At 41.7% G+C, this 25,264-nt stretch carries 19 protein-coding genes; 10 read left to right on the top strand and 9 right to left on the bottom strand.

Features of this window, described 5'->3' with window-relative positions:
- Window positions 1-346 precede the first annotated feature (346 nt).
- Entirely contained in the window at window positions 347-1,816 is a 1,470-nt protein-coding gene (locus G460_RS0103525; protein WP_026954069.1) for an SLC13 family permease, read from the bottom strand.
- Window positions 1,817-2,253: 437 nt separating this feature from the next.
- Between G460_RS0103525 and G460_RS0103520 the strand changes: the two genes are divergently transcribed.
- A complete protein-coding gene (locus tag G460_RS0103520; RefSeq protein ID WP_026954068.1) occupies window positions 2,254-5,184 on the top strand; it encodes a PVC-type heme-binding CxxCH protein in 2,931 nt (976 codons plus the stop codon).
- Complete coding sequence (locus tag G460_RS21345) at window positions 5,171-5,554, top strand: MoaF-related domain-containing protein (RefSeq protein ID WP_051315896.1); 384 nt, start codon at window positions 5,171-5,173, stop codon at window positions 5,552-5,554. The genes G460_RS0103520 and G460_RS21345 overlap by 14 nt, the downstream gene beginning before the upstream one ends.
- Window positions 5,555-5,844: 290 nt before the next feature.
- On the opposite strand, the gene G460_RS0103510 is transcribed toward G460_RS21345, so the two are convergent.
- The 5 genes from G460_RS0103510 to G460_RS0103485 form a co-directional block, all read right to left on the bottom strand.
- On the bottom strand, window positions 5,845-7,869 hold the full coding sequence (locus tag G460_RS0103510) for a M13 family metallopeptidase (RefSeq protein WP_026954067.1): 2,025 nt from the start codon (window positions 7,867-7,869) through the stop codon (window positions 5,845-5,847).
- 327 nt (window positions 7,870-8,196) lie between these two features.
- Window positions 8,197-11,019 (bottom strand): hypothetical protein, encoded by a 2,823-nt coding sequence (locus G460_RS0103500; RefSeq protein WP_026954065.1) that lies wholly within the window; start codon window positions 11,017-11,019, stop codon window positions 8,197-8,199.
- An 86-nt stretch (window positions 11,020-11,105) separates the two neighbouring features.
- Entirely contained in the window at window positions 11,106-11,900 is a 795-nt protein-coding gene (locus tag G460_RS0103495; RefSeq protein WP_035463807.1) for a polysaccharide deacetylase family protein, read from the bottom strand.
- Window positions 11,897-12,784: a DUF1684 domain-containing protein gene (locus tag G460_RS21340; RefSeq protein ID WP_051315895.1), complete on the bottom strand. Its 888-nt coding sequence runs from the start codon at window positions 12,782-12,784 to the stop codon at window positions 11,897-11,899. Before G460_RS21340 ends, G460_RS0103495 begins: the two co-directional genes overlap by 4 nt.
- A 52-nt stretch (window positions 12,785-12,836) precedes the next feature.
- Window positions 12,837-13,310, bottom strand: a complete 474-nt coding sequence (locus G460_RS0103485; RefSeq protein WP_035463805.1) for a hypothetical protein — start codon at window positions 13,308-13,310, stop codon at window positions 12,837-12,839.
- 181 nt (window positions 13,311-13,491) lie between these two features.
- Between G460_RS0103485 and G460_RS0103480 the strand changes: the two genes are divergently transcribed.
- The 8 genes from G460_RS0103480 to G460_RS0103440 all read left to right on the top strand — a co-directional run bounded on the left by G460_RS0103480 (window position 13,492) and on the right by G460_RS0103440 (window position 20,726).
- Window positions 13,492-14,202, top strand: a complete 711-nt coding sequence (locus tag G460_RS0103480) for a dioxygenase family protein (protein WP_026954062.1) — start codon at window positions 13,492-13,494, stop codon at window positions 14,200-14,202.
- Window positions 14,203-14,206: 4 nt separating this feature from the next.
- Window positions 14,207-14,854, top strand: coding sequence for a hypothetical protein (locus G460_RS0103475; RefSeq protein WP_026954061.1), 648 nt, complete (start codon window positions 14,207-14,209; stop codon window positions 14,852-14,854).
- Window positions 14,855-14,882: 28 nt separating this feature from the next.
- Window positions 14,883-16,001 carry a sensor histidine kinase gene (locus tag G460_RS0103470; protein ID WP_026954060.1) on the top strand — a complete coding sequence of 373 codons (1,119 nt, stop codon included), beginning with the start codon at window positions 14,883-14,885 and terminating at the stop codon, window positions 15,999-16,001.
- Window positions 15,995-16,669 carry a LytR/AlgR family response regulator transcription factor gene (locus G460_RS0103465; protein ID WP_026954059.1) on the top strand — a complete coding sequence of 225 codons (675 nt, stop codon included), beginning with the start codon at window positions 15,995-15,997 and terminating at the stop codon, window positions 16,667-16,669. The genes G460_RS0103470 and G460_RS0103465 overlap by 7 nt, the downstream gene beginning before the upstream one ends.
- A 104-nt stretch (window positions 16,670-16,773) precedes the next feature.
- The gene (locus tag G460_RS0103460) at window positions 16,774-18,036 is read left to right on the top strand and encodes a sterol desaturase family protein (RefSeq protein WP_026954058.1); all 1,263 of its coding nucleotides are present in this window, start codon (window positions 16,774-16,776) and stop codon (window positions 18,034-18,036) included.
- 82 nt (window positions 18,037-18,118) lie between these two features.
- Window positions 18,119-18,874 (top strand): sulfite exporter TauE/SafE family protein, encoded by a 756-nt coding sequence (locus tag G460_RS0103455; protein ID WP_026954057.1) that lies wholly within the window; start codon window positions 18,119-18,121, stop codon window positions 18,872-18,874.
- Between the two features lie 137 nt (window positions 18,875-19,011).
- Window positions 19,012-20,130, top strand: a complete 1,119-nt coding sequence (locus G460_RS0103445) for an XdhC family protein (protein WP_026954056.1) — start codon at window positions 19,012-19,014, stop codon at window positions 20,128-20,130.
- A complete protein-coding gene (locus G460_RS0103440; protein ID WP_026954055.1) occupies window positions 20,127-20,726 on the top strand; it encodes a nucleotidyltransferase family protein in 600 nt (199 codons plus the stop codon). The genes G460_RS0103445 and G460_RS0103440 overlap by 4 nt, the downstream gene beginning before the upstream one ends.
- Here the strand turns inward: G460_RS0103440 and G460_RS0103435 are convergent.
- From G460_RS0103435 to G460_RS0103425, 3 genes are read right to left on the bottom strand one after another with little or no spacing between them, the layout of a single operon-like run.
- Complete coding sequence (locus G460_RS0103435) at window positions 20,723-23,932, bottom strand: CHAT domain-containing protein (RefSeq protein ID WP_026954054.1); 3,210 nt, start codon at window positions 23,930-23,932, stop codon at window positions 20,723-20,725. The two genes, G460_RS0103440 and G460_RS0103435, sit on opposite strands and share 4 nt — an antisense overlap.
- Complete coding sequence (locus G460_RS0103430) at window positions 23,932-24,663, bottom strand: tetratricopeptide repeat protein (protein ID WP_026954053.1); 732 nt, start codon at window positions 24,661-24,663, stop codon at window positions 23,932-23,934. The genes G460_RS0103435 and G460_RS0103430 overlap by 1 nt, the downstream gene beginning before the upstream one ends.
- Entirely contained in the window at window positions 24,653-25,201 is a 549-nt protein-coding gene (locus tag G460_RS0103425; protein ID WP_169817493.1) for an RNA polymerase sigma factor, read from the bottom strand. The genes G460_RS0103430 and G460_RS0103425 overlap by 11 nt, the downstream gene beginning before the upstream one ends.
- Window positions 25,202-25,264: the final 63 nt, after the last annotated feature.

Below are 25,264 nucleotides of genomic sequence, written 5' to 3'. Positions count from 1 at the left end.
GGGATTGCTGGGATGGAATTATTTAGTCCATAGACCATAGTAATTAGATCTTAGCCAATAGTGGGTTTTGTTAGTAGTAAATGTTTAGGTTTAATAGGTTTTCGATTTCCCGCAGATTTTCGCAGATCAACACAGATTTATTTCGGAGAATTTAGATTAGCGCATTTCTCCAAACTTGAGATTATAAAGGCTGATTAAAGTCTCAGGCCCAAAGGGCTGAAATGCTTTAGAAAATTAGTTTGTCGTATTGAAAAGCCCTGGAAGGGCGAAAGATTTTTCCCAAATTGAGGTAATGGCTTCTGTAATTGGTCCACGTCCTGAGACTTCAACCAAATTTTCCAATTCATCAAAAAGGATACATCTCCAGATCAATTCCCCACAAAATCGGAAGGAGAAAGTAAACCATCAGGGGCACCAGAAGGATTGAGAGCACATTGAGCCAGAAACCGGCCCGGACCATGTCTTTCATCTGTAAGAATCCTGAACCAAAAACAATGGCATTGGGAGGTGTGGCGACAGGAAGCATAAAGGCACAACTTGCTGCCAAAGTGGCTCCAACCATCAATCCAAACGGATGTAAATCCAACTTGACAGCGACAGAAGCTAAAATCGGCAACAACATGGAAGCTGTCGCCACATTGGAAGTGACTTCGGTCAAGAAATTGACTGAGGCGATGATTACCAGAAGCAAGACAAAAAATCCCACACCTTCTATTAAAGTAAATCGCTGCCCAATCCACTCAGCCAAACCTGTTTCTTTGAATCCTTGTGCCAGTGCCAATCCTCCTCCGAAAAGGATCAAAATACCCCAAGGGATGCGTTCGGCAGTTTTCCAGTCCAAGATTCGTCCTTTTTTCTCGGAAGATGCCGGAAGCAAAAAGAGTACAATCACTCCGGTCAAAACAATGATCGTATCATCTATTCCGGGGATATATTTTGACAGGAAAAAGCTTCTGGAGATCCAGGCGAGACAGACCAAAGAGAAGACAATCAGCACGTTTTTTTCTTCATAGGACATAGATCCCAGAGCCTTTAGGCGATCCGAAACGATACTTTTTGCATTCTCTAGATTGAACTTGCGGGGGAGAGGGTTGGCGAAATTGACTAGATAATACCAACATATACCGATCAGCACTACGGACAATGGAAAACCAAAAAGCATCCATTCATTAAAACCGATCTGATAATCGTATAAATCAGAAACTACAGCTGCCAAAATCGTGTTGGTGGGTGTTCCGATCAGAGTTGCCAAACCGCCAATAGAAGCACTATAGGCGATTCCTAGCATGATGTTTTTTCCCAGATTGTCTGACAATACGCTGTGTTGATCACCAAATTGATTTTGAAATTGGCTGACTACAGCCAATCCAATCGGTAGCATCATCAGAGATGTGGCCGAATTGGAAATCCACATGGAAAGGAATCCTGTGGCACAAATAAAGCCCAAAACGATAGTTCTTAAGTCAGTTCCGATCAGGTTGATGATCGATAGGGCGATTCTGCGATGCAAATTCCATTTCTCAATCGCTGTGGCCATCAGAAATCCGCCCATATAAAGCATGACCGTGGGATGCATGTAATTGGCAGAAACAGAACCAATTTCTAAAATCCCCATAGTCGGCATTAGCACCAATGGTAAAAACGCAGTTGCTGCGATCGGCAAAGCTTCAGTAATCCACCAGATAGCCATCCAAACAGCTAGCGCCAGCATGGCCAATGCCTGAGGATTGAGCTCAGGACTGTCTACTAAAAATAAAATGCCAAAAAATGCCAGAGGGCCGACCAAAAGGCCAAGAGTTGAAAGATTCAGTTTCATTCAGCAGTGGGTGGGATTGGGCTTTTTAATGAATGCTGAATATAGAAATAATCTTGGAAAAGGTAGGGGTTGAAATCATTTAGTTAACATAATATAAATTATGTAACGTTTCTAGTTATTTGCGATCAGCTTGCTGATTAATATAAAATCAGTTATTGAACTTCAGATCAATAACGGTAAGGATTTTATGTTAAAGCAAATCACAAGCCTTATAGGAATCCTATGAATACTATTAGAGGTTATCTTAGATAGTTGCTAAGGCTAGCCTAAATGCTTTAGAATTTAATATTCCGTACCAATGGTCAGTTTGATCTCAAATATTGAAATCTCACTGTATTAGTTTTTGCTAGAGAAATTAAAGTGGATACCATCATTTGTAATAGTCCAACTTGTCCATTCCCAAGTACTTAAAAGGTAAAGAATGCTTATCTTTTCCTATGCTGGTTCGAAATCTTCCATTATTTCTTCTGCTTTCAGTTTTTTGCTTTTTTTCCTGTTCTCGGCCCTCTGAGATTCCAGATGGATTTCAGATCGAACCGGGATTTGAGTTGACTCGAGTGGCCGCAGAACCCTTGATTCAGGATCCTGTGGATTTGGAATTTGATGAATTAGGAAATGCTTTAGTCTTAGAGATGCCTGGATATCCTTTTGAGGATCAGCAAAGTAAGATTAAGGTACTCAAGGATTTGGATGGTGACGGTATTTATGATGAGTCTCAGATTTTTGTAGAAAATCTTCAGTTGGCCAGTTCTTTTTTACCCTATCAAAAGGGGCTTTTGGTGGCCGCTCCCCCCTATTTATTGTTTGTTCGGGATGAGGATCAGAACTATATCGCGGATCAGGTGGATACTTTGATGGGAGGTTTTTCCACCGGAAATCTCCAGCATAATTACAATGGATTGACCCTCGGGCTGGATAATTGGATCTATGCAGCCAATGGCGGAAATGATGGTGCGCCCTATTGGTGGGGAGATAGCACAAGTCAGATGGATCTGAGAGGTCAGGATTTCCGATTTAATCTGGAAACGAAAACGCTGGAAAGACTGGGTGAATCTTCCGGTGGTTTTGGATTGGGTGTTGATGAGCTGGGCAGAGTCTTTGAAACCCACAATTTGATTCATATTTCCCATTTGGTGATCCCGGATCGCTATGTTCAGGGGAAGCAGTTGTATCAGGAATACTTATTGGAAAATGTGTCTGATCACGATGAGAAGGGTTTGTCGCGTATTTATCCGATTGGAGAACAGGAATCCCGGGTGAATCACCCCGAGCAGTCTGGCTTTTTCTCAGGTTCTTGCGGGATCACCCATTATGGTGGCGGTGCTTTGGGAGAAAAATATGATCATACCGTTTGGGTGGCCGATGTGGTCCTGAATCTGATTCATGTGGATCATATTTCTGCAAATGGAGCTTCCTTTGAGGCTTCTCGAGATGGGGAGAAAAGGGAGTTTTTGGCAAGCACAGATCGGTCTTTTCGTCCCGTAAATATGGCTGTTGGACCAAATGGAGCGATGTATGTGGTGGATATGTATCGAAAAGTCATCGAACATCCCGAATGGATTCCAGATGAGATTGAAAAAACTTTGGATCTCGAGGCAGGAAAAGATCAGGGAAGAATCTATCAAATCAGGAAAGAAGGAAATAAAGACCGTTTTGATCTGAAGCAATTTCAAAATGCTGAGGGATTGATTGAGAGTCTATCCAGTCCGAATCAATGGGTTCGCATGACTGCTCAGCGAATTCTTTTGGAAAGTGATCTGACTGAATCTGTGATTTCCTCTTTGAGGGAATTGCTCAATTCTTCCAATGAAATGGCCCAAATTCATGCGCTTTGGATCTTAGCTAACTCAGGGAAAATTCAGGATGATGAAATACTGAAAGCTTTGGAGGATTCATCTCCAGATATCCGGGAAACAGCCTTAAAAATTGCTGAAACTAGATTAGATGGAAATCAAGAATTGATTCAAAAGATTGTGGAATTAGTAGCTGATTCCAATCAAAGAGTGGCTATGCAGGCTGGGTTGGTGCTGTCTATCCTCTCTTCCGCTGATTTCGAAAAAGATCAAGATTTAATTTTGAATCAAATTCGAAGAATTGGGATTCATGCAAAAGACCCTTGGGTGATTACTGCTTTGACATTGGCTACTCATGATGCTTCGGCAGAACTGCTTGCTGGTTTATTGGCTTCATCTGATGTGAAAAGCTATTCATTTGAATTCTTGGCTTCCTTGGCCCATGCATCCGGCGATCAAAAAGATGCAGACCATGTCTTGGCTGCCTTGGTGGATTCTCCAATTCCTTTAGCCCAAAAACAGGGTTTGATTCATGCTTTTAATGCGCAACTGAAAAGCTCCTCTCCTTCTTTGCTTGCTGCAATTCAGACTTTGGAGAAATCTGGAAATGCAGGGATTATTTCAGAATTGGCTGTGACGAGAAACCAATTAAAACTAGCTCCATCTGCTGAATTCCTGGAATACAGCAGAAATGCTTTGGAAACGGTAATGGATGATGATCTGGCTGATTCTGTGCGTTTGGAGCAGATGGAACTCATCGAGTTGCTCCCCTACTCTGAAAAATCGGAGGTGTTACTTACAGGTTTGAACCAATCCCAACCATTAAAAATACAGGAGAAATCTCTGGAACAGTTAGCAGCATTAAAGGAACCTGCCATTGGATACAAATTGGTGGAAATGTGGAATGATCTAAGTCCTCAAACACGGAGATATGCCAGTGACTTATTGCTTTACAATTCCATCCATCATGATGCTTTGTTGACGGGTTTGGAGGATGCATCTATCAATATCGGTGAGATGAACTTTGATTTGGAACGCCGTAGGGAATTGCTTTGGTGGACTGATAATGAAGAAACCAAAAGAAGGGCTGAATTGCTGTTCTCTGATTCTGGGGTAAGCAATCGTCAGGAAGCCATTGATCAGATGAAACCAGCATTGACCTTGATAGGAAATCTGGAAGCTGGAAAAGTGGTTTTTGAACGTATTTGTGCCAATTGCCATCAGTTTGGAACAATTGGAAATGAGGTAGGACCTGCTTTGACTGAAATAGGCAGAAAGAGTAAGCAAACCCTGATGCATGATATTTTGGACCCCAATGCTGCTGCAGATCCCGAATACATCAATCATCGCTTGGAAACCAAGGATGGCACCATTCACATGGGAATCATCGCTCATGAAAGCGATGATGAAATCACCATAAAAAAGATGGGTGGCGAATCGGTGATTATTCCAAGATCAGAAGTTGAATCCTTCCGATCTTTAGGCTCTTCCCTGATGATGGAAGGTCTGGAAAATAGCATGAGTCGCCAGGAAATGGCTGATTTATTGGAATTTTTACAAAATGGAAACCTTTGATATGAAATACTTTGCTTCACTTTTTATACTTGCTGCAATCATTATTACTGGCTGTTCTAATTCGGAATCAGTTACTTATGTAGGGAAGACACTGGAATATCAATATGGTGAAAGTATCTATCATGTTACTTTTGACTCAGACTCAGAAATGCATTGGGAGGCAGTTGCCGGAGATGAAACCGGAGCTAAAGAAAACGAAAATTACAAAGCCGAGTGGGTTGATTCTCAAAAGCTATTTATCACCTGGGTAGAAGCAAATGGAATTGGAGTGAGCCAGATTTTGGACTTTGAAAATGGGATAGTTTATAATCATCTTTTAAGAGGTAGAGAGGTGAATGTTGGAACTGGAAAGATAAGTTGGATTGAATAAATTAGAATTAGGCTTTGCGAAGTACATTGATAATACTGTGGTGGCGAAACATGCGTCCATTTAGTCAGCGAGATAAGCCTTTTGAGAAATAAGAATTGTTAGTGGAAATCCAGCTATGCTGAACTAAATCTGTATTAATATGAGGGAAAAGCTGGATAGTCCCATCTTTCCCAATGCCATGACATTACATAATCAAAAGAAAATCCCCGATTTAATCGGGGATTTTTTTGTTTGGGTTTCTATACTGAAAGGGTACTGCAAGTTTGGGTTTTTTCAGGGTTGTAGTTGGATCACCAAATCTTAATTCTCTCCTCTGGCTCCTTGTAATTTGCATCTCCAGGCTGAATGTCATATGCCGCATAGAAAGGTTCAAAATTCATCAGTGGACCATTGACACGCCACATGGCTGGGGAATGTGAATTGGTCTGGACGTAAGATCGCATGTACTCATCACGGGTTTTGACTCTCCAGATTCTGGCAATGGAATAACAAAAGCGTTGATCAGGTGTGTAGCCGTCGATTTTTGTTGAGTCTTGTCCTTGATCTGTGAGTTTGAATGCATCATAGGCAATGTAAATCCCGCCGTTGTCTGCCGTATTTTCACCGATAGTCATCGCGCCTTTGACATGCACAGAATCTAGGACAGTGAAGGTATCGTAGCGGTCAATTAGTAGTTGTGTTTTAGCCTTAAACTTATCATAATCTTCCTCAGTCCACCAGTTTTTTAAGTTTCCTTCTTTGTCAAATTGTGCGCCCTGATCATCAAATGCATGGGTCAATTCATGGCCGATCACCATGCCGATTCCCCCGTAATTGATCGCATCGTCTGCATTAGGATCAAAATAAGGGTATTGAAGGATGCCAGCCGGAAAGACGATTTCATTCAAAGAAGGATTATAATAAGCCGTCACAGTGCTCGGAGTAGTCCCCCACTCTGTTTTGTCTGGAGCTTTTCCGAATTTATTGAGCTGATACTGAGCATCATCTTGACGAAGCGCCAAAACATTTTCAAAGTATTTATCGCGATCTATATTCACTGGATACTCTCTCCATTTATCCGGATATCCAATCTTTTTAGTGATGGAATACAGCTTTTCCTTGGCTTGAGTCTTGGTGCTGTCGCTCATCCAGTCCAGATTATTGATTCGCTGCTCAAAAGCTTTCTGAAGATTATTGACCAGGTCCAATACCTTTTGCTTGGCATTTTCATCAAAATAGCGCTTTACATACAATTGGCCCAAGTCAAATCCCAACTGTCGATCGACTTGCTGCACCATTTGTTGGGCTCGCGTCAATTGCTTGGATTGACCGGATACCACTTTGGAATAATTGAATGCTGCTTGCTCAAAATCTGAACTTAAGAAATTGGCATAGGATGACAAAGTATGGGCTTTGAGGTAAGTTTTCCATTCTTCCAATGGTACCGAGCTCAGCATTCCATCCAGTTTTTCATAGTAAGCAGGCTGACGTATATCCAGGGAATCAACATTTAAACCAACGCCTGTGAAAATACTATTTAAATCAATGTTTTTCAGCTTTGTATCCAACTCATTCAAAGCCACTTTGTGGTAATTTTCTTTTACTACTCTGCGCTCAATTCTTGTTTTATGAGAAGCTGCCAAAGCTTTTTCAATAGCGTAAACCTGTGCCGCGGCTTTCTCTGGATCGCTAGTCTCAGTCAGTTCAAAAAGTGTAGCGAGATAGGTCTGATAGGCTTTCTGAATTCCGAGTGTAGATGAGTCGCTATTGAAATAATAGTCACGATCTGGAAGGCCCAAACCTGTCTGACTCAAGTGAACGATATTGATCGTGCTATTTTGATCATCCGGAGAAACTCTCATGCCAATCAAAGATTGATTGGAATGCTTGAGTTCAGATACCAAAAACTGATGCACATCGCTCAAAGAAGATATTGCATCGATTTGATTCATTAATGGCTTGAGCGGCTCAAAACCTCGTGAATTGATCGCAGCTGTATCCATACCTGATGCATAGAAATCACCCACTTTTTGTTCAATACTTCCTTTCGGATGCTCAGTGGAAGAGGATATTTCCTCCAAAATATTTTCTAAGAGCTGTTTTTGAGGAATATTCAAAAAGGAATAAGAGCCCACTCCTACCTGATCATCTGCAATTTTTGCAGTGTCGTACCAGGTGCCGTTTACATGCATGAAAAAATTGTCTCCCGGACTGATGGAGCTATCGATTGAGGCTACATCCACATAGTGTCGCTTTTCGGAGTTGTCTTCATTGGAAGGTTGGCCTGTACAGGCTGCCCCTGCTAGAAGTAGAGGGAAGAGATATTTGTTTTTCATAGCTGGTGGTTTGTTTGACGGAATTTAGGACAATTTCCATTGGTTTTTCACGCCATTGATGTAAGAGTAATTTTCAATTGAAAAATTGGAAGATTATAAAATTTATCTCAACCAGCGAAATACGTTGAAGATATGGCTACGCCGAGATATTTTGAATAGATACTTCCCTGTGGGAAGTGAGATATGCCTTCGTCGAAATTATATGTGTTGATCTGCCATTTTTCTACGATGATCTGTGGGAAAAGAAGCTTCAAAGCTTTTCTAAAGCATAAAAAAAGCACAAGTCCTGAGACTTGCGCTAAAGTGATAATGGAATGATAGCTTCTTTTATTGAAACAAAACCCAGGCATCTCCATTGGCAGGGACCGACACTTCAACTTCTACTGAATAGTCTCTGGCGAGCTGTAAACTTATTTTTTGGCCATTGCTCCAAGTGACTTGGGTATCATCTGTCAATCCGGTGTAGTATAGAGGAACTTTGATCTTTTTGATAATCAGTTGATCAGTCGGATTGTAAACCATCAGCATTCCTTTTTCATCTCCTTCTGGATTGACATTCAGCCAGTAATCAAGGTCATTGCCGGTAGCTCTTTTGAGGTGGATGATATTACCTTCCAAAACTTTCCTGTGAGCTTTGTACCAATCTACCATGCCTTTGACCATCTTTTTGGTTTCGTCAGTATCAAAAAGTCTCGGGCCTCGATAGCAAGCCTGTACTCCCGCACCCAAATTGCTGGAAATCATGGATTGGTAATGCGCCAAGTGTTCATTCAAAGGCTCTATCGTCGCAGCAGCTCCTCCTCCGTGATATTCTGTAAGCGGCACAAACATCCATCCCATCGTGGAAGTCTTTTCCCAAGTGCCATCATAGATATTCTGACGCGCATGTACTAATTGTTCATTTCTTGGAAGGCTCCAATTGACTTCACGATATCCCATAGCGATTTTGCTGCCACCAGTCATAAAGTAGAAATCCGGGATATTCAAATAAATTCCTTTTTCCCGCGACCATTGATAGAACTTGGAAATACGTTGGTATTGGTTCCAGCGACTATCGGCCAAGCCTTTGTGGCCTGTATGATCTTCTGACGAGCAGATATCCCCAGGATAGGAGCCATCATGCTCCAAAAGTGTAAATCCTGACTTTTCGTAGAAATTATATAGCTTTTCAAAATAGGCATGCCCCCACTCGCTCTCCAGACATGGTGAATTTCCAAAAGTAGGCCGCATTCCTTCTGGCATTACCACGTTGGTTTTAGCGTCTATACTTCTGCTTGCCAACAGGGAATATCCGCCGATTTCTATGCCTTTACTATTCGCATAATCGGCGTAAGACTTCATTTTGGTCACATATTCCTCGCTGTCATCTTCGATATTGAACCCACTTCCAAAAGTCAAGATGACCATCTCAAATCCCACTTCAGAAGCCTGATCAATCGCAGTTTTTACCTGCTCCCAATCCGCAAAACGGGCATGCATCATCAATGGATTTTCACTGGTCCAAGGCGCTAAGGTTTGGTACATTTTGCGAAGCGAAAGTCCTTTTCTTTCCCTCTCATCACTGTCATGAGGCAAAACAAAGGTGCGGAAACTCTTGAATTCCTCTCCTGGTTTCAAATCCTGATCTGGTCCATACGTTGGGCTCACTTTCAGCAGTGTGGGAGTTTGTCTCAGATAATTGACTTGGGTCTGATAGTCAGGATCTGCTTGCCAGTGAACCACATGGGCATTGGCATCATCCGCCGACATACTGGCGAATGCCATATCTGTCTCAACATGGATATTTGGCTTTTGAAATACGGTAGCTTCGCGCATTTCCACTTTGGATTCATACTCGACCGCTGCGATGATCTCGCTTGTGAAATCATCAATTGTCAATGTTTGTTGGCTTCTATTTTTCACTGTCAGCCATTTTGCCATCACAGGGATGCCATCGTAGATTTCATAGTGAACAGACACCAGTAGATCTTCCGGGTTCAATCCATTATCTATCTGAGGATCAATATCACTATAAGTAGCAAAATCCAGTACTTGCATTCGTACTAAATCCCCGACATCTTCAGCGTCCACCCCTTTGCCTTCTGCATCGGTTTTCCCGATTCTGGCTTTCTCTGGAAAAGATGCAAAGGCTGGAAGACTTTCTACCGTCATCCATTCTCCGTTTTGAGGTTTGGCTTCGCAAAAGACTGCTTCATCCGTAATTCGGAATCTCAACGTCCAAGGAGAGGAAAAATCCAACTTTTGTCTGCCACCGGCTGCTTTGATTTCCTTTTCTCCATCCCAAAGACCAAACATGGGGATGCCATCATCGTATTCATTGCCACCAGGTCTCAGGTAAAATTTGATAGTATGATCTGGCCAAACCAGCGTGATCCCAGGACCAAATTCTTTGGCTTTATCAGTGCCTGTATTGAAGGTGGCTTCGATGATCTTAGCCTCTGGATCCAATTTTCTTTCTACATAAACGGCGGTGTTTTCCGGCGTATAAATCTCCCCAATTTTCCCTTCATTCTGAAAAGAAGACCGCTCATGCGCATCTGATTCACTTCGGGCCCAAGCATTATCCAAAGAATTGAACTCCGTCTTGTACAGTGCTTTTCTGCCCAATTGACTCGGCAATGGACTTTCGCTTGCCAATAGGTTTTGTGTTTTCGGTAGCTGAAAATCCAATCGCACTTGCTTGCCTTTGGGTGGCCATTCAGCTTTATCATTTCCATACCTGACTCTTGCCCAATCAAATGGCATTTCAGTTTCTAGAACCTCATACCCCACCAACTGCATGGCTGCTGGATTGTTGGTTAATTCCTCGATCCACTCCTGTTTCAAGAAGGCATAATTGGGCTGGCCTTTCAGTCCACCTACTTCATAGTTGACGCCGTTGATGGTGATTTCGGCCTCAGGCTTCACTCCTCTTAAAAATGATTCACCGCTGTATAAGTTGTCAAATTGGATGGTAGCGGCATTTGGAGCGATTTTGATGACACGTTTAATCAGGCCGTTTTCTAGTACCAGCTTACCATTTTCATCTTGTACTTCAGCTTTGTATTCAGAATTGTCTATTAGCCAGTCTTTTTGAGCAAGGGTGGAAAATGAAATAGAAAATAGAAATCCTATGACAAGCGATAGGGTTCGGATTGTTTGTCGAGACATTGGGTTTGACTGCAAATTGATTTTTTTGAAAATGGAATGTAAAGGAATTAAATCATAAATTGGGCAAAAGGCCTAAATTTTTATTCTTATCCTTCTTTGAGAAATTTATCCATTTTTTTGAATGTATACCCCCGAGACTCTAGCCTGAGAATCAGGTCGTCTAATTTGTGGTAGAATTTATCTTGTCTCCTATCCGTCACTCCTATGTGGGATAGCAGCAGAAAACCTTCCATTCCATTTTGCTTCTCACAGTCATAGATACTACTCAAAATGGCTTCGCTAGATCGATAGTTTGTCATTTCAGGACTGGTATAGTCTGCATGTGAAAGTGTGCCAGGAGTGTAATTGATCAAGCGAAAACCCATTTGCTCTGTCCATTGACTAATACTGTCATTGTACCATTCGTAGGGAGGGAGAAAATACAAAGCATCTGCTGCTTCAATACCGAATTTTTCCATTTCCGCATAGTTATCCAGCAAATCCTTCTGAAACTCTTCCTTACTGACCAGTAGACTATCTCTCCTTTCCCAATCGCAATACAGGAGATGTCTATCTGAATGAGCACCCAAGTAATGCCCTTCCTGTTTTAATTGCTGAATAAGCGCTTTGAAATTCTCATTTCTGTAAAAATTCCCTGTAAAAAAGAAGGATGCTTGAATTTTATGTTTTCGAAGTGTTTCCAAGATCACCGTACCACCATCGGCAAATTCATCTCCAGTGAAAATAAGTGCAATTTCTTTTGTAGTGCTGTCCCCTCTAATAATAGCTCCATGCGACTTTGTCACTGTTGCTACTTGCTGATGGGAGTTCTGAGTGCCCGTACAGCCCGAGACCAACAACACTCCGATGCAAACCCAAAAAAATGAGAGCTGGCGATTCATGGCTTTTGGTGTTTCGAAAATTCTTTGGGTCGTTTTTCACCAGCTGATACCGCAAAATCAAGTCTATTTTCTTTAGGCGGTATCGGACAGGTAGCAAAGCTGGTAAATGCACAGGGTGGATTGTAGGCATAATTGAAGTCAAGATTCAATTTTCCGGTTTTGTCAGGAAAGTCTACATACAGGTATCTTCCTGTGGGATAGGTTTCATTTAAGTTGGTCTCGTCAGAGAAAATAACCCAAAGCTTTCCGGTCTCTTCCAATGCCAGTAGCTCGTACTGCTTACCTTGATATTCAAAGAGAATATGCCCCATCACTCTCCATTCATATTGCTGACCCAAGACATTGGTGATCATGATAAATTCGTTGAATTTGGGGATCAATTTGGCTTCAATAGCCCATGCATCTTGATAGTCATAGTTGGGAATGGATTCGAACTGATCCAGAGCCGGATGATGAAGATCCCGTATCCGCACTCCAAATAATCCATCACGCTCAATGATGGACCATTTCCATTTATCCACTTTCAATGCACGATCTCCATAATGTTCTTCAGGAAACTGTAGAATTTTAGGAGGAAGTTGATAAGTCTGTTGAACTGAAATAGTAGGTAAAAACCAAACCGAATCTGCATTCCATTCAAAATACCCTAAGCTTTTATCAGTTGGATTTCCTGCCAAGGACATCATGTTGGAATCAATAACCAATTTATTTTTATTGTTTTCTAGCCAATGAAGTCCCGCCAGATTTAGCCAGCCGTCTTCCGATCGGACTTCCTCGATTCTGTCTTGTTTCCATTGAGTATACCTCAGATTTTGCTGAGCAAAAACTACATTTTGTAGCAAGACTAGGAAAAGTGGAGCCAGAAGAAGTTTATATTTTATCATAAGAAATCACTGATGCTGGGGTGAGAAACTGAGAATGTTTTGGACGATAGAATCACAGCTCTTCCAATCTGCTTGTCAAATCAAATTGGAGGTCTTCATGGAGTTTGGATATGAGCTGAATGATTTTGGCTTTTTGGCTTTCGTAGATATTGTTGATCACCGGATTTCGGTGTTTCAAAAATCCCAAATCTTTGACCTGCTCACAGAAAAACAAGATGACTTCGGCCTGGTCCGCTTTGTTTTTGGATAGTTTTAGAAGCTTATTCATTTTTCTCCGAATAGTCTGCAGGGACTTTTTAGCATAGTAGGCATGAGTGACACGAGCTTTAGCAAACTCTTCTTCCAGCACCTCTTCGATCATCTCCACATACATACCGGGATTATCTTTTTCATACAGTTTGAAGAAAAGATAGGCTTTGTTTTCCCTACTGAACTTGATCAGATCTATCAATAAATCCTGAGTCTCAGATTCGGAGAGAAACTTCAGGTCTTTTTTCAAAGTAGCTAGGCTGGGAACTTGAAGCATGGGAAGTGCAGCAATTGGTTTGTTTCCTAAATGTAAACGGAATGTGGCTTCTTAAAAAAGTTTAATGGCCAGCATTTCATCGCAGGAATCCGATCGTTTGTCGCAAAGCAACTGGATAAGGCTACCCTAAGTGACTGATTTGGCGTTGCTTTGACTATATAACCGACAAAACCCCTGAAAAATGAAGAAAAGAGATTTTATTAAACGTGTCACATTGAGTGCATTTGCATTTCCCCTGATGAGCAGATGTATTGATGGGGAAGATAGCCAGTCCATCATTGATGAAGATGGTACAGACTCATCGGATACAGCTGGCGATTGTATTCTGACCAATTCTGAAACTGCTGGTCCCTACCCTACTCATAGCCCAGGTTCTCTGCTGAGAGAAGATATTACAGGAGGACGTACGGGCATTCCCTTGGATGTAGAAATCACTGTTTTGAATAACAGTCAATCATGTTTGCCAATCGAAAATGCACGTGTAGATATTTGGCATTGTGATAAGGATGGTAACTATTCAGAATATGGAAGCTATACTTCTGCTTCCTTCCTGAGAGGAAGACAAGTGACGGATGAAAATGGCAAGGTGGCTTTTACAACGATCTTTCCGGGCTGGTACAATGGACGCAGTACCCATATCCATGTGCATATCTATAATGAATCCGGGACTTCTCTCCTAGTTACTCAGATTGCATTTCCAGAGGGAAGCAATAGTGCGGTCGTACAAGTCAATGCAAGTACTGAAAACGGTTATACCAAAGGTATGAATGGCTATACATACAATAGCCAGGATAATGTATTCAGCGACGGTGTATCCAATGAGCTATCCAATATCTCTGGGTCGGTTAGCTCTGGATTTAATCTGACTCATTCGATCGTGGTCAAAGCTTAAGAGGATGAAATCTATTTGTCAAGAAAAAAGAATCTTTCCAGCGAAAGACTCCCCTATTCGGTCTTCTGGTGATATCTTGATTAGAGATCGGAGTATTGCACTCGCAACTGGTAACCTCAGGATTTCTGAGGTTACTATTTTGCCTATGAAGTCATGGGAAATCCGGGTAAATGTGCAAAGTCTATTGGTACTTCTACCATTGGTAGGAACAGTCGCTATCAGTGGACGGGCACAGCTTGAACCTGGGAGTATTTGGAGCAAAGCCTTGTTGCCAAATGCATCTGAAGTGGTTTGCAATCCATTCGAGGAAGAGCCTGTCCATTTGATTTGCATAGAAATCCCCACTTCATATTCATCAAAAGAACAGATGCAAACCTTTGAGATCAGCTCAATCCAAAATTCTCTAGTTCCTGTTTCTATTGCAGAGGAATTGCAATTGACAATTGGAAATATTGAAGGTAGAGTAGAGCTAGTGCACAGGACAAATCTTCCGTCAGTTTCTATAGCGCTGACTGGAGCTTTTGAATTTGAAAACTGCCTGCTGGAGCAGGGCGATTGTCTATGGATTTCTGCAGCTGGTGACTTGGAAATGGAATCTTTGAGCCGGGAAGGATTGCTTTTGATTTTGGAGGGAGACTGGGAATGCTCTTAATTGCAAGGAACTTGATCTGCTTTTTCCCATGAAGAAAAGAACAGCTTGGCCGCTTCATATCTTGGGTGGACTTTGTTTTCTGTTAATTCCATTGATTTTGGCACCACAGCCGGAAGAAGTGTCTCGTTTTGCCCTAGATCGTCACACGATTCAGGAGCTGATGGCAAATGCATTGATGCTTTTGTTTTTTTACCTGAATTACTTCTTTCTGATTCCCGCCTATTTCCTTCAAAAAAAGTATCTCGTCTATGCCGCTTGGGTGATTGGGGGATTTCTATTGATTTTGATTATCCCTGAGTTATTGGCGGGTTCAGAATCCTCCATCGAACCACGCCCCGCTCCTCCTATGAGGCCTGATGGTAAGTTGGGTCCGATGCCTCAGCCTCCTTCAGGTCTTGGTCCAAATAGGGATTTTGGCCCGACGCCGATGAATTTTTGGGATCAACTCTTTCCCTGGTCAGAGCTCGCCTCCTATTCATACCAGTTTCTTTTATTTGCAGTGGTAGTTTTGTTTTCAAATCTATTGCGTCTAAGAGAGGCACTATTTAGTACAGAGCAAGCCAAATCCAAAGCAGAAATTGGTTCGCTGAAAAATCAGATCAACCCACATTTTCTCTTCAATTCGCTCAATTCCATCTATGCACTGAGCATCCGGGAAAATGCGGAAAAAACAGGAGAAGGTCTGATGAAGCTATCGACTATGATGCGCTATGTCGTGACTGAGTCCTCTGATGAACGAGTGTCTTTAGAAAAAGAAATCACCTATTTGGAAAATTATCTGGAGCTACAAAAGCTCCGCTTGCCTTCGGGGTTCCAATTTAGTTATCAAAAAGACGGGACATTTCAGGGATTTGAAATAGCGCCATTACTCCTGATTCCATTTGTGGAAAATGCTTTTAAGCATGGAGTAAATCCGGATGAAAATGGAGAAATAGTCCTTAAAATCTCACAAGAGCAACAGAAGTTCGAGATGTTGGTGGAGAATAAAATAGTGGTTCTTCCCCTACCGAGTCATGAGGAAAGTGGAATGGGGCTGGAGAATACCAAAAGTCGGCTACAGCTTATTTACGGAGATCAGCATCGCCTTGAAATTGGAGAATCTAAGGAGTATTTTCGAGTTCACCTTTTGATCAATTTTGAATGCTGAGAGCCATAGCATTGGATGATGAGCCGCTTCCCCTGGAAATTCTTAACACTTTCTGTGGGAGGATGTCTGAGGAAATCAATCTTTTAAAGACCTTTTCCAAAATCCAAGAAGCACGTAAATTTTTGGAAGCAGAAGATGTGGATTTGATCTTTCTCGATATTCAAATGCCGATGCTATCCGGTATTGAGTTTTACCAGCTTTTTGGGAAAAATAAACTTTTGATTTTCACTACTGCTTTTTCAGATTTTGCGATGCAAGGATTTGAACTGGATGCGGTGGATTACTTGCTGAAGCCATTTGATTTTGCACGATTTCAGAAAGCAATTGAAAAAGCACAAAGGCTGCATAAGACTCAAGTGCGGAAGGATACTGCATCCATTTGGGTACGAGTGGACTCTAACCAAGTCAGAATCGCGCTTGAAAACATCCAATACATAGAAGCTATGGCCGACTACTTGAGAATCCATCTTAGTGAAGGGAAAGCGGTGGTGACTAGGATGACCATGAAAAACATGCAAACTCAGCTAAACACCGACTTTGCAAGAATCCACAAATCATTTATCATTCGAAAAGATCAAGTCACGGCGCATAACTCACGGGAAGTTTATATTCAAGATATCAAATTACCGATTGGAGCCTCCTATAGCGGCGAATTTGACTTAGGATAAAAGAAGTAAAGTCCGAGGGACAATTAGGGCAATTGCGGGATAAGTCTTTTGAAATCCACTTACTTTTTTCATAGGTTTAGTGGTAAGATTCCTATAAACCCAAAATGCAGACTTACGGTGAAATATTGTTGATAGCCATGCCGGCCTTCTTTGTGCTGGTGATGTTTGAAAAACTCTGGGGAATCTGGAAAAATAACGATACAGTACCCATGCCGGATATGATTTCCAGCTTGACCTCGGGTATGACCAATGTCACCAAGGATGTATTGGGACTTTCTCTGGTCGTGATCTCCTACGAATGGCTTTATGGACAGTTGGGATTTTTTGAAATCAAAGCTACGTGGCTGGTATATCTAATAGCCTTTTTAGCCTTGGATTTCGCAGGATATTGGACACATAGAATCGCCCACGAATACAATATTTTCTGGAACAATCACATCATACATCACAGTTCGGAAGAGTTTAATCTAGCTTGCGCCCTAAGGCAAAGTATTTCAGGAATCGTCAAAATTTTTGCTGTTTTCTTGATTCCAGCTGCCATTTTGGGAGTTCCGCCTGAGGTAATCATCGTCGTCGCTCCATTGCATTTATTTGCCCAGTTTTGGTATCATACCAGACATATCAATAAGATGGGTTTTTTGGAAAAGATCATCGTGACTCCCTCCCATCACCGGGTACATCATGCGATCAATCCTGAGTATCTGGACAAAAACTACGGTCAGATTTTTATTTTTTGGGATCGCTGGTTTGGAACCTATCAAGAGGAAAGAGCAGATATACCTGCTGTCTATGGGGTGACTCGACCTGTGGAGACCTGGAATCCTATCAAAATCAATTTTATGCATTTATGGCTGTTGATTCAGGATGCTTGGAGAGCAAAAAGCTGGTCTGATAAACTCAAAATCTGGTTTATGCCCTTAGGCTGGCGACCTGAGGACGTGGCCGAAAACTATCCCGTGAAGAAAATCCAAGATGTCTATCATTTTCAAAAATACAATCCAAATCTCAGTAAAGCTTTGATGATTTGGAGTTTTGTTCAACTGTTGGTTTTGCTGCTTTTCTTAAGCTATTTGTTTGGAAATCTAGCCGATATTGGAATACCTGGGATTTTTCTTTACGGTGGTTTTATCTTTCTTTCGGTCTACGCATTGACCGAGCTGATGGATAGAAATCCAAACGCCTGGGCTTGGGAACTTCTCAAAACAACTTTTGGAGTATATCTAATCGTCACACAGGGAGGTTGGTTTGGCTTGGAAGTGCATATTTCTGGCGTTAGTGCCGTATTGTTTGGATACTTCGGGCTCTCGCTTTTGATTTCTATTTGGTATTCTTTCAAGAGACCAGATGAAGTCAGTCAGCTAGGTTGAGTAGGAACTCAGCTTCCTATTAAAATGGAATTTTATATGTTTGGGGCTTCGTCATACTTTTACCCCAATCTTTGAAGTGCCTATGTTTTTATCCATCGCCTCAGAAATCAGTACAGGTTCTTGGATTCTAAGTTTTTTAGCGGCTTTTGTGATTGGGATGTCCAAAGCAGGGATCAAAGGCATAGCGATCATCAATGTGACTTTTATGGCGATCGCTTTTGAAGCTAAGCAGTCTACCGGGATCGTTTTGCCTTTATTGGTGATAGCAGACATTTTTGCTGTGATCTATTACAACAGACACACGCAGTGGAAATATGTAGCCAAATTTCTTCCATGGATGATTCTGGGAATTATTTTGGGAAGTTTGGTAGGAATAGATTTGCCGGAGCAAACATTCAAGATTTGCATGGCGATCATCATATTTCTGACTGTGATTTTTATCGTTTGGTGGGATCAAAAGAAAGTCAAGAATGTCCCTACTCACTGGGCCTTTGCCAGCGGTGTCGGTACTTTGGCAGGATTTACAACTATGGTAGGCAATCTTGCCGGACCGATCTCAAATATTTATTTTCTGGCAATGAGACTGCCCAAGAATCATTTTATTGGTACTGCTGCTTGGCTTTTTCTCATTATCAATGTCTTCAAGTTACCCTTTCATTTTTTCGTTTGGGAGACTATCTCCACAGAGACCTTGCTCTTGGATGTCAAATTAATCCCGGGAATTGTATTAGGCTTTATCCTGGGAATCAAAATCGTCAAAATGATCAATGAAGACTTTTTCAGAAAAATGATCCTGATCTTGACAGCGCTTGGTGCGATCATTATTTTATTCAAATAGAGAAATCCGGGCCGATCAAGGTGAGGATGGGCTGATTGTTTGAATTGTGTAAATTGGATCCACCCGAAAAGTCTATGTTTGATAGAGAGTTTGGAAAATAGTGTTGATTCTCCATACTTCCGACTAGTAAATCAAAGATGAAAGAACTCCAGCAGATCATAAAATCTTACCAGCAGGCAAAATCAGAAGGCAGAAAAGTGGCTCTGGCTACGGTAGTACAAGTACAGGGCTCCTCCTACCGAAGACCCGGTGCACGAATGCTTGTGACAGAAGAAGGCCATCTCACAGGAGCTATTAGTGGTGGCTGTTTGGAAGGAGATGCCTTAAGAAAAGCACAAGCGGTCATTTTCCAACAAAAATCCATGCTCGTCACGTACGATACGACTGATGAGGATGATCAAAAATTTGGAGTGGGTTTGGGTTGTAATGGGATCATTTACGTGTTGATAGAGCCCATTGATTTTGAGAATCCGGAAAACCCCGTTGAATTGATTCAAGAGGCTTTGAAAGACCGGATGAATTGCTTGTTGGTCACTATTTTTTCCATTCCAAAATCCAAGTCCGAGCAAGTTGGGACTGTTTATCTGAAAAAGGGAAATCAGGCATTTGGACTGACCTCGACTATAAATCCTCAACTTTGGCTTCTATTGAAGCATGAGATCGAAGGCTTCACTTATTCTCAGTCTCAAATCAAGACATTTTCGGATTTGGAGCATGTGTCTGTCTTCTTTGAGTTGATCCGACCAGCAATTCGGATCTTACTTTTTGGCGCGGGTAATGACACTATCCCCTTGGCAAAAATGGCCGATCTTTTAGGTTGTGAATTGGTGCTTATCGATGGACGAAAGAATTTGGCAACGCAAGCTAGGTTTCCGAATGCCAAGGAGATCATCCAAGGATCAGCTGAGGAGGTCAGGAAGCAATTGGCAACCGATTCCAATACCGTTGCTTTGCTAATGACTCATAATTTTGAATACGAAGCCATCGTGTTGGAGGAATTGGTGTCTAGAGACCTTTCCTATATTGGGATTTTAGGTCCCAAAAAGAAAACCGAGAAACTCATAGAACGACTCGATTCCAAAGGTATTCAAGTGAATCTTGATTCACTGTTTGCTCCGGTTGGATTAGAGATTGGAGCAGAAACTTCAGAGGAGATTGCCCTTTCTGTACTGGCTGAAATCAAGTCAGTGATGAATCAAAAGACTCCTATTTTTTTGAGAGACAAATCAGGACCTATCCACGAAAAGGGGCAATGAAAACAGGTGTGATTATTTTGGCGGCAGGTTCATCTTCCAGATTAGGAGAGGCGAAGCAATTACTTGAAATTCAAGGTGAAAAACTAATTGATCGATCCATAAAGGCAGCACAGAAAATAGCCGCAAATCGAACTGTCGTTGTTTTGGGAGCAAATGCTGAGTTGATCCAAAAGTCTATTAAAAGTGAGGTCTCTTCCATTGTAATCAATTCTGAATGGAAAGATGGGATGGGCTCAAGTATTGTAGCTGGCCTCCGGTTTTTGATTGAAAAAGAGTTCATCGATCAGGTGATTTTGATGCTTTGTGATCAACCTTTTGTCGATGAAGAATTGCTCATTCGGCTGATCCAAAAACAAAGTCAAACATTACAAGGAATCATTGCTTCGTCTTACTCTGGGACTTTGGGAGTACCAGCTCTTTTTGGCAAAAAGTATTTTGAGGAATTGCTTGCCTTGCATGGGCATGAAGGAGCCAAAAATCTCATTCGCAAGCACTCCGAAGATGTAGCGTTTATCGATTTTCCTCTTGGTAAAATAGATCTGGATACTCCACATGATGTGGAGGAATTTTTGAAAAACTATGATTCAGAGGCTTAGAGCTTATTTCTTCTGATGAAAAATAGCAGTAAACCAAGCAAAAGTACAAAGCCAATACACCAAAAGCCCCAGATTGTCTGTTGGTTTGTGATCGGGCTAGGATCTCCGATGAGGCCTAATCCTGCCCAATAATAAGGATGAGCCAGTTCTTCGGGGGCAGTAGCTAAAAATTTCAATTTGGCTAGCCTTAAAGCGGAGGATTTTGATTTTCCTTCGGAAAGTTGCTTGTAAAACTCTTGCAAGATTTCAGCACTACTTTTTTCATCTACTCCCCACAGACTCATCAGCACAGATGAAGAACCTGCATAAAGAAAACTATGAGCAAGAGAAACGACTCCTTCCCCTTCTTGAAATTTGCCAACTCCGGTATTGCAAGCTGATAAAACTGCCAACTCGGCTTGGAGCTGCATCCCATACACCTCAAAGGCATGAATGATCCCATCGTCTGTAGCATTGCTATCCAAAAGTTGAGGAATAGCCATAAATAGGCGGGATTGCATGGGGAATTGATTGTCCACCTCCCCATGTGTAGCCAAGTGGATGATTCCAAAATCACTCGCAAAATCTTTAAATGATGATTCTTGAGCTTCTGTCTCTTGATAGAGCTTCCCTCCCATCTGTCCCATTGCGTGCTGTGCAGCCTGCAACGAAAATGGCTGGCGAATCAACTGATTTTGAATCGGAATCACAGTCGAATCAGCAGATGTCCATTTCATTTTTTGTGTGAAGCCTGGTGCCATAAACAATCCATTAGGATTGCTTTTCTGATTTTTTGGAAAAAACTGGGGTGCTGTGGAGGCGGATAGCAGATATGAAATCTCGTAATCTTTTAGAAGGTAATTGAATTCCGAAAATTGCTCTCCTTCTAGATCACTGAGCAAAATCTCAAAGTTCAAAGAAAATAACTCTCGATCTGGTACGATCAGCAAGTTCTTGCCTTGGATTTGAGAGAGAATTGGCTTGAGCAACATGCTGAAAAGTCCATAGGAATACTTTTTAAAAGCATTTGCATCCAAGATTCTGAGGTCTTGAATGCTGTTCAAATTAGAAATTACGGCCTCTCTCTCTATTCTAAAGACCTGAAAATCAGTTTCAGTAAGTACAAATGAAAAGATTTCTTTGTCCGTCACAGAGTATTCCACCAGAGCTAATTCTTTGCCGAGAAGTTTGGATCGTATCTCTTCCAAGGTAAACGGCTTCAAATCAAATTTTGCCTTCCATTGACTGGGGTCTGCATGGACCAAGCTGTCCTGAAAACTAGCATAATCATCTAGATTTTGGGTCAAAAGATTGAGCAGAGAGTCGTTTTCAGTAGTACTATTGAGATAGGAAGCATTGATTTGACTGATAGTTTCTCGCCATTGTCTGTCTTTTTCCAGTACTGGATTGATCCTTGATTTGGCATGATCTACGAGCAAATTATTTGAAGCTAATCGGAGCAACACTCCTTTTTCAATTTCAGAAAACTGAAAAGCTATTTGCAAAAACTTCTCTTGATGATAAGTTTGAGCCAATGCGTATGCTGCTTGCATTCCCTTTTGGAGAATTTGTCGTTGCTTTTTTGCCAACTCAATCAGAGAGTACTGAGATCTCAAACCGATGATGCTTTTTTCAAAATGAAGTCGGTATTGATCAGCTAAGGATACAATTTCTTCAAGAGTGGCAGCGGCAGGACTCTGGATATTCAGCTCTTCCAAAAGCTCAATTCGCAGGAAAATAAGATCTGCAACAGCACTACTTGGGGGAAGTTCTTTTACCCAATTTTCTTGTTTCAACATCTCTTTTGATACTAAAACAGCAAATGCACTATCAGAATAAGCTTGGGCTTTTTGGAGTTGATGTGACCGAAAAAGGGAACGACTTAGTTGGTTGATCTTCACAGCCAGTTGGATTTTGGCATCAGGATAATCTCGCGTATATGCCTCCAATACCTCCTCTTGAAGTACAATTGCGCTATCCGTCTTACCGGATTTGGAAAGCTCCGTGGCCAATGAACTTTTGGTTTCCTGCACCATGAAGTGGTTTTCTATCCCAGAGTTTTCATAGTGTTGCAATGATTTTCGATACCAGGAAATTGCCTCTTCACTCCTCTCCTGCAAACTGTAAAGATCCCCCAGTTGAGTTTCCAGATCTGCCAGACCCCTTGTGTTTTCTTTTTCCAAAATTCCCTGTAGCTGATACGCTTTGAAAAAGAGAGAGTCAGCTTCCTCAAATTTAGACAGGTATGTTTTGGTACTGGCTAGGTGAACTATAGGCTGAATGATCCCAATATCCTGAGTACCATAATTGTAACTGTGAAGGTCCAGTGCTTTTTGAAAATAGGGTTCGGCCAAAGGATACTCATGAAGCTGGTGGTAGAGATTTCCAAGATTGTTGTAAGCAATCGCAAGAAAGTTAGGGTTGCCATTTTTCTTGTAATTGATCTCTGCTATACGTGTCATTTCTCGCATGTGCTTGAGAGCTTCATTGTATCGAAATCTCGCTTCGTAGATGATAGCGAGTTGATTTTGTACCAAAGCCATGGTGGGATGATCAGAGTCCAAATTGGTCTTGGCGATTTCCAAAAGCTTGAGACTGTAGTTCTCAGCATTTTCAAAATCTGCCATATCATTGGCTATCAGACCGAGAGACTGATAGACTCCCATCAGTTTGCGATCATTTTCACCATAAAGTTGAGTCTGGATTGTCAGTGACTTTTGGGCATAATCATAAGCTCTTGATAGCTGCTGTAGATTGAGATTGAGCCATGAGATATTATTGTAAAGAGTGGCGATTATCTGATTGGGTTCAGCTTGAGCAGGAATCAAATTTTCTGCTTTGGAAAAAGTCTCTTTGGCTTCTTGCCAGTAGCCAGCATGAACAAGCACCTGGGCTTTTTTATCCAAAGCTGATATATGTACAATGGGATCTACCTGATATGAGTCAGCCAGAAGCATAGCCGAGTCCAACAATACGAGTGCCTCTTTGATGCCTTTAAAGTCCCACAGGATATTGCCTTGCTGGACATAGGCCAACACTAGACTATCTCGATTGGATTGATTTTGAAAAAGCTCTATTGCTTTTTTATTGGCTTGCAAAGCTGGCAAGTAATCACCATTTCGATGGGCTTCGGCTGCCTGAGAAAAATATAATTGGCCAAGGGCATTGGTAGCCCCCAAACTGAAAAGCAGGCAGAGTATTCCCAAACAAATCAACTGGCGAGGCATTATTCGGAAGCTTTGAGTTGTTCTTGAATTTTTGCCAATAGTTCATTTCTCCTGCTATTGTCCGTGGGCAACTGCTGAAGGAGTGCTTGCGCGTTTTTCAAATCTCCCTCGTGGAGATAAATCAAACTGCGATACCAAAGGCTTTTGGAATAGAACTCACCGGAAGGGTTTGCAATGAGTTGCTCAAGTTTTTGAGCTGCAAGTTTGGCATTTCCAAGGTTCAATTCGGCCATTGCGGAATAGTAAAGGACCGTATCTGTTGGAGTATTTTCAAGTAATTGCTTCCAAAGATCCAATGCGTCCTCATACTTTTCTTCTTTGTAGCTAACCATGCCCTCATCAAACTGGTAGGTATCCGTACTGCTCATAGGAATCGGTAATCCAGGATCGGGATAGAAGTAGGCAGCGTATAAATCCGAAGTATCGGGTGTCGATTCTTGAAATCCAATCCATACTGCAAAACCAAGAAGAACTATGATCGAAGCTGCAATGCCATACTTCCAGATCGGTCTTAAGGATCTGGTTTTAGCACGCTTATCCAAAGACTCTCTCCAAGCATCTAGTTCGATCGCAGCCTGAAGTTTCTGTTGAATAAGTAGCTCTTCTTGCAGCTTTGTGTCCGCACCCAACTTCCCTTCAAATTGTACTCTTTCTTCGGGATTCATTTCACCCAAAAGGTACCTTTCGATTTCCTCAAATTGCTCCTGTGATATGGCAGACTTATCGCTCATTTTGTGATTTTAAGGCTATGTAGGCTTTTCTCAGCCGGTTCATGCATCGGTATTTGATTGTTTTGATGCTCTGGTCGGTGGTGCCCATTTTATGGGCGATTTCAGTCAAGGATTCTTTGAGATAATAAAATGCTTTCAGAATGACCTTGCAATTGTCTCCCAATGATTCGATGGACTTCATGAGAATGTCAGTTTCATCGAGTAATAGATTCAAGTCTTCATTGTCATCTGGCGTCGCATCCATTCTCTCCAAATCTATTGCATTGGTAAAACGACCTTTTCTCTTCAGTTCGTTGAGCCATTTATACTTACAGATTTGTCGGATGTAGCCATGGAAATTTTCTTCGTTTCCTTCGAATTTCCCGGTTCTGAGATTTACCCATGCTGCTGCCAAACTATCCTGAAAGATATCTTTGGCTTCTTGTTCACTCCCTTGATTTTTGATTACATATCGGATACACCAATTCTGATTATTTTGATAAGCAGAATCCAGCCATTGTTTGGGTAATTCGGAGAAATGGGAAGTGGTTTTGGTCACAGGTTGAAGGTCAGTCTTTAAATTTAGGAGGATTCCCGAGAAACTGAAAATCAAGCTGTTATT

This window comes from Algoriphagus vanfongensis DSM 17529, from assembly GCF_000429465.1.
GTDB classification, from domain to species: Bacteria; Bacteroidota; Bacteroidia; order Cytophagales; family Cyclobacteriaceae; genus Algoriphagus; species Algoriphagus vanfongensis.
This window is presented reverse-complemented; position numbering and strand designations above follow the sequence as displayed.

Coding starts and splice junctions, on each gene's coding strand:
- G460_RS0103525 (WP_026954069.1), bottom strand. CDS start 1,816: ATGAAACTGAATCTTTCAACTCTTGGCCTTTTGGTCGGCCCTCTGGCA.
- G460_RS0103520 (WP_026954068.1), top strand. CDS start 2,254: ATGCTGGTTCGAAATCTTCCATTATTTCTTCTGCTTTCAGTTTTTTGC.
- G460_RS21345 (WP_051315896.1), top strand. CDS start 5,171: ATGGAAACCTTTGATATGAAATACTTTGCTTCACTTTTTATACTTGCT.
- G460_RS0103510 (WP_026954067.1), bottom strand. CDS start 7,869: ATGAAAAACAAATATCTCTTCCCTCTACTTCTAGCAGGGGCAGCCTGT.
- G460_RS0103500 (WP_026954065.1), bottom strand. CDS start 11,019: ATGTCTCGACAAACAATCCGAACCCTATCGCTTGTCATAGGATTTCTA.
- G460_RS0103495 (WP_035463807.1), bottom strand. CDS start 11,900: ATGAATCGCCAGCTCTCATTTTTTTGGGTTTGCATCGGAGTGTTGTTG.
- G460_RS21340 (WP_051315895.1), bottom strand. CDS start 12,784: ATGATAAAATATAAACTTCTTCTGGCTCCACTTTTCCTAGTCTTGCTA.
- G460_RS0103485 (WP_035463805.1), bottom strand. CDS start 13,310: ATGCTTCAAGTTCCCAGCCTAGCTACTTTGAAAAAAGACCTGAAGTTT.
- G460_RS0103480 (WP_026954062.1), top strand. CDS start 13,492: ATGAAGAAAAGAGATTTTATTAAACGTGTCACATTGAGTGCATTTGCA.
- G460_RS0103475 (WP_026954061.1), top strand. CDS start 14,207: ATGAAATCTATTTGTCAAGAAAAAAGAATCTTTCCAGCGAAAGACTCC.
- G460_RS0103470 (WP_026954060.1), top strand. CDS start 14,883: ATGAAGAAAAGAACAGCTTGGCCGCTTCATATCTTGGGTGGACTTTGT.
- G460_RS0103465 (WP_026954059.1), top strand. CDS start 15,995: ATGCTGAGAGCCATAGCATTGGATGATGAGCCGCTTCCCCTGGAAATT.
- G460_RS0103460 (WP_026954058.1), top strand. CDS start 16,774: ATGCAGACTTACGGTGAAATATTGTTGATAGCCATGCCGGCCTTCTTT.
- G460_RS0103455 (WP_026954057.1), top strand. CDS start 18,119: ATGTTTTTATCCATCGCCTCAGAAATCAGTACAGGTTCTTGGATTCTA.
- G460_RS0103445 (WP_026954056.1), top strand. CDS start 19,012: ATGAAAGAACTCCAGCAGATCATAAAATCTTACCAGCAGGCAAAATCA.
- G460_RS0103440 (WP_026954055.1), top strand. CDS start 20,127: ATGAAAACAGGTGTGATTATTTTGGCGGCAGGTTCATCTTCCAGATTA.
- G460_RS0103435 (WP_026954054.1), bottom strand. CDS start 23,932: ATGCCTCGCCAGTTGATTTGTTTGGGAATACTCTGCCTGCTTTTCAGT.
- G460_RS0103430 (WP_026954053.1), bottom strand. CDS start 24,663: ATGAGCGATAAGTCTGCCATATCACAGGAGCAATTTGAGGAAATCGAA.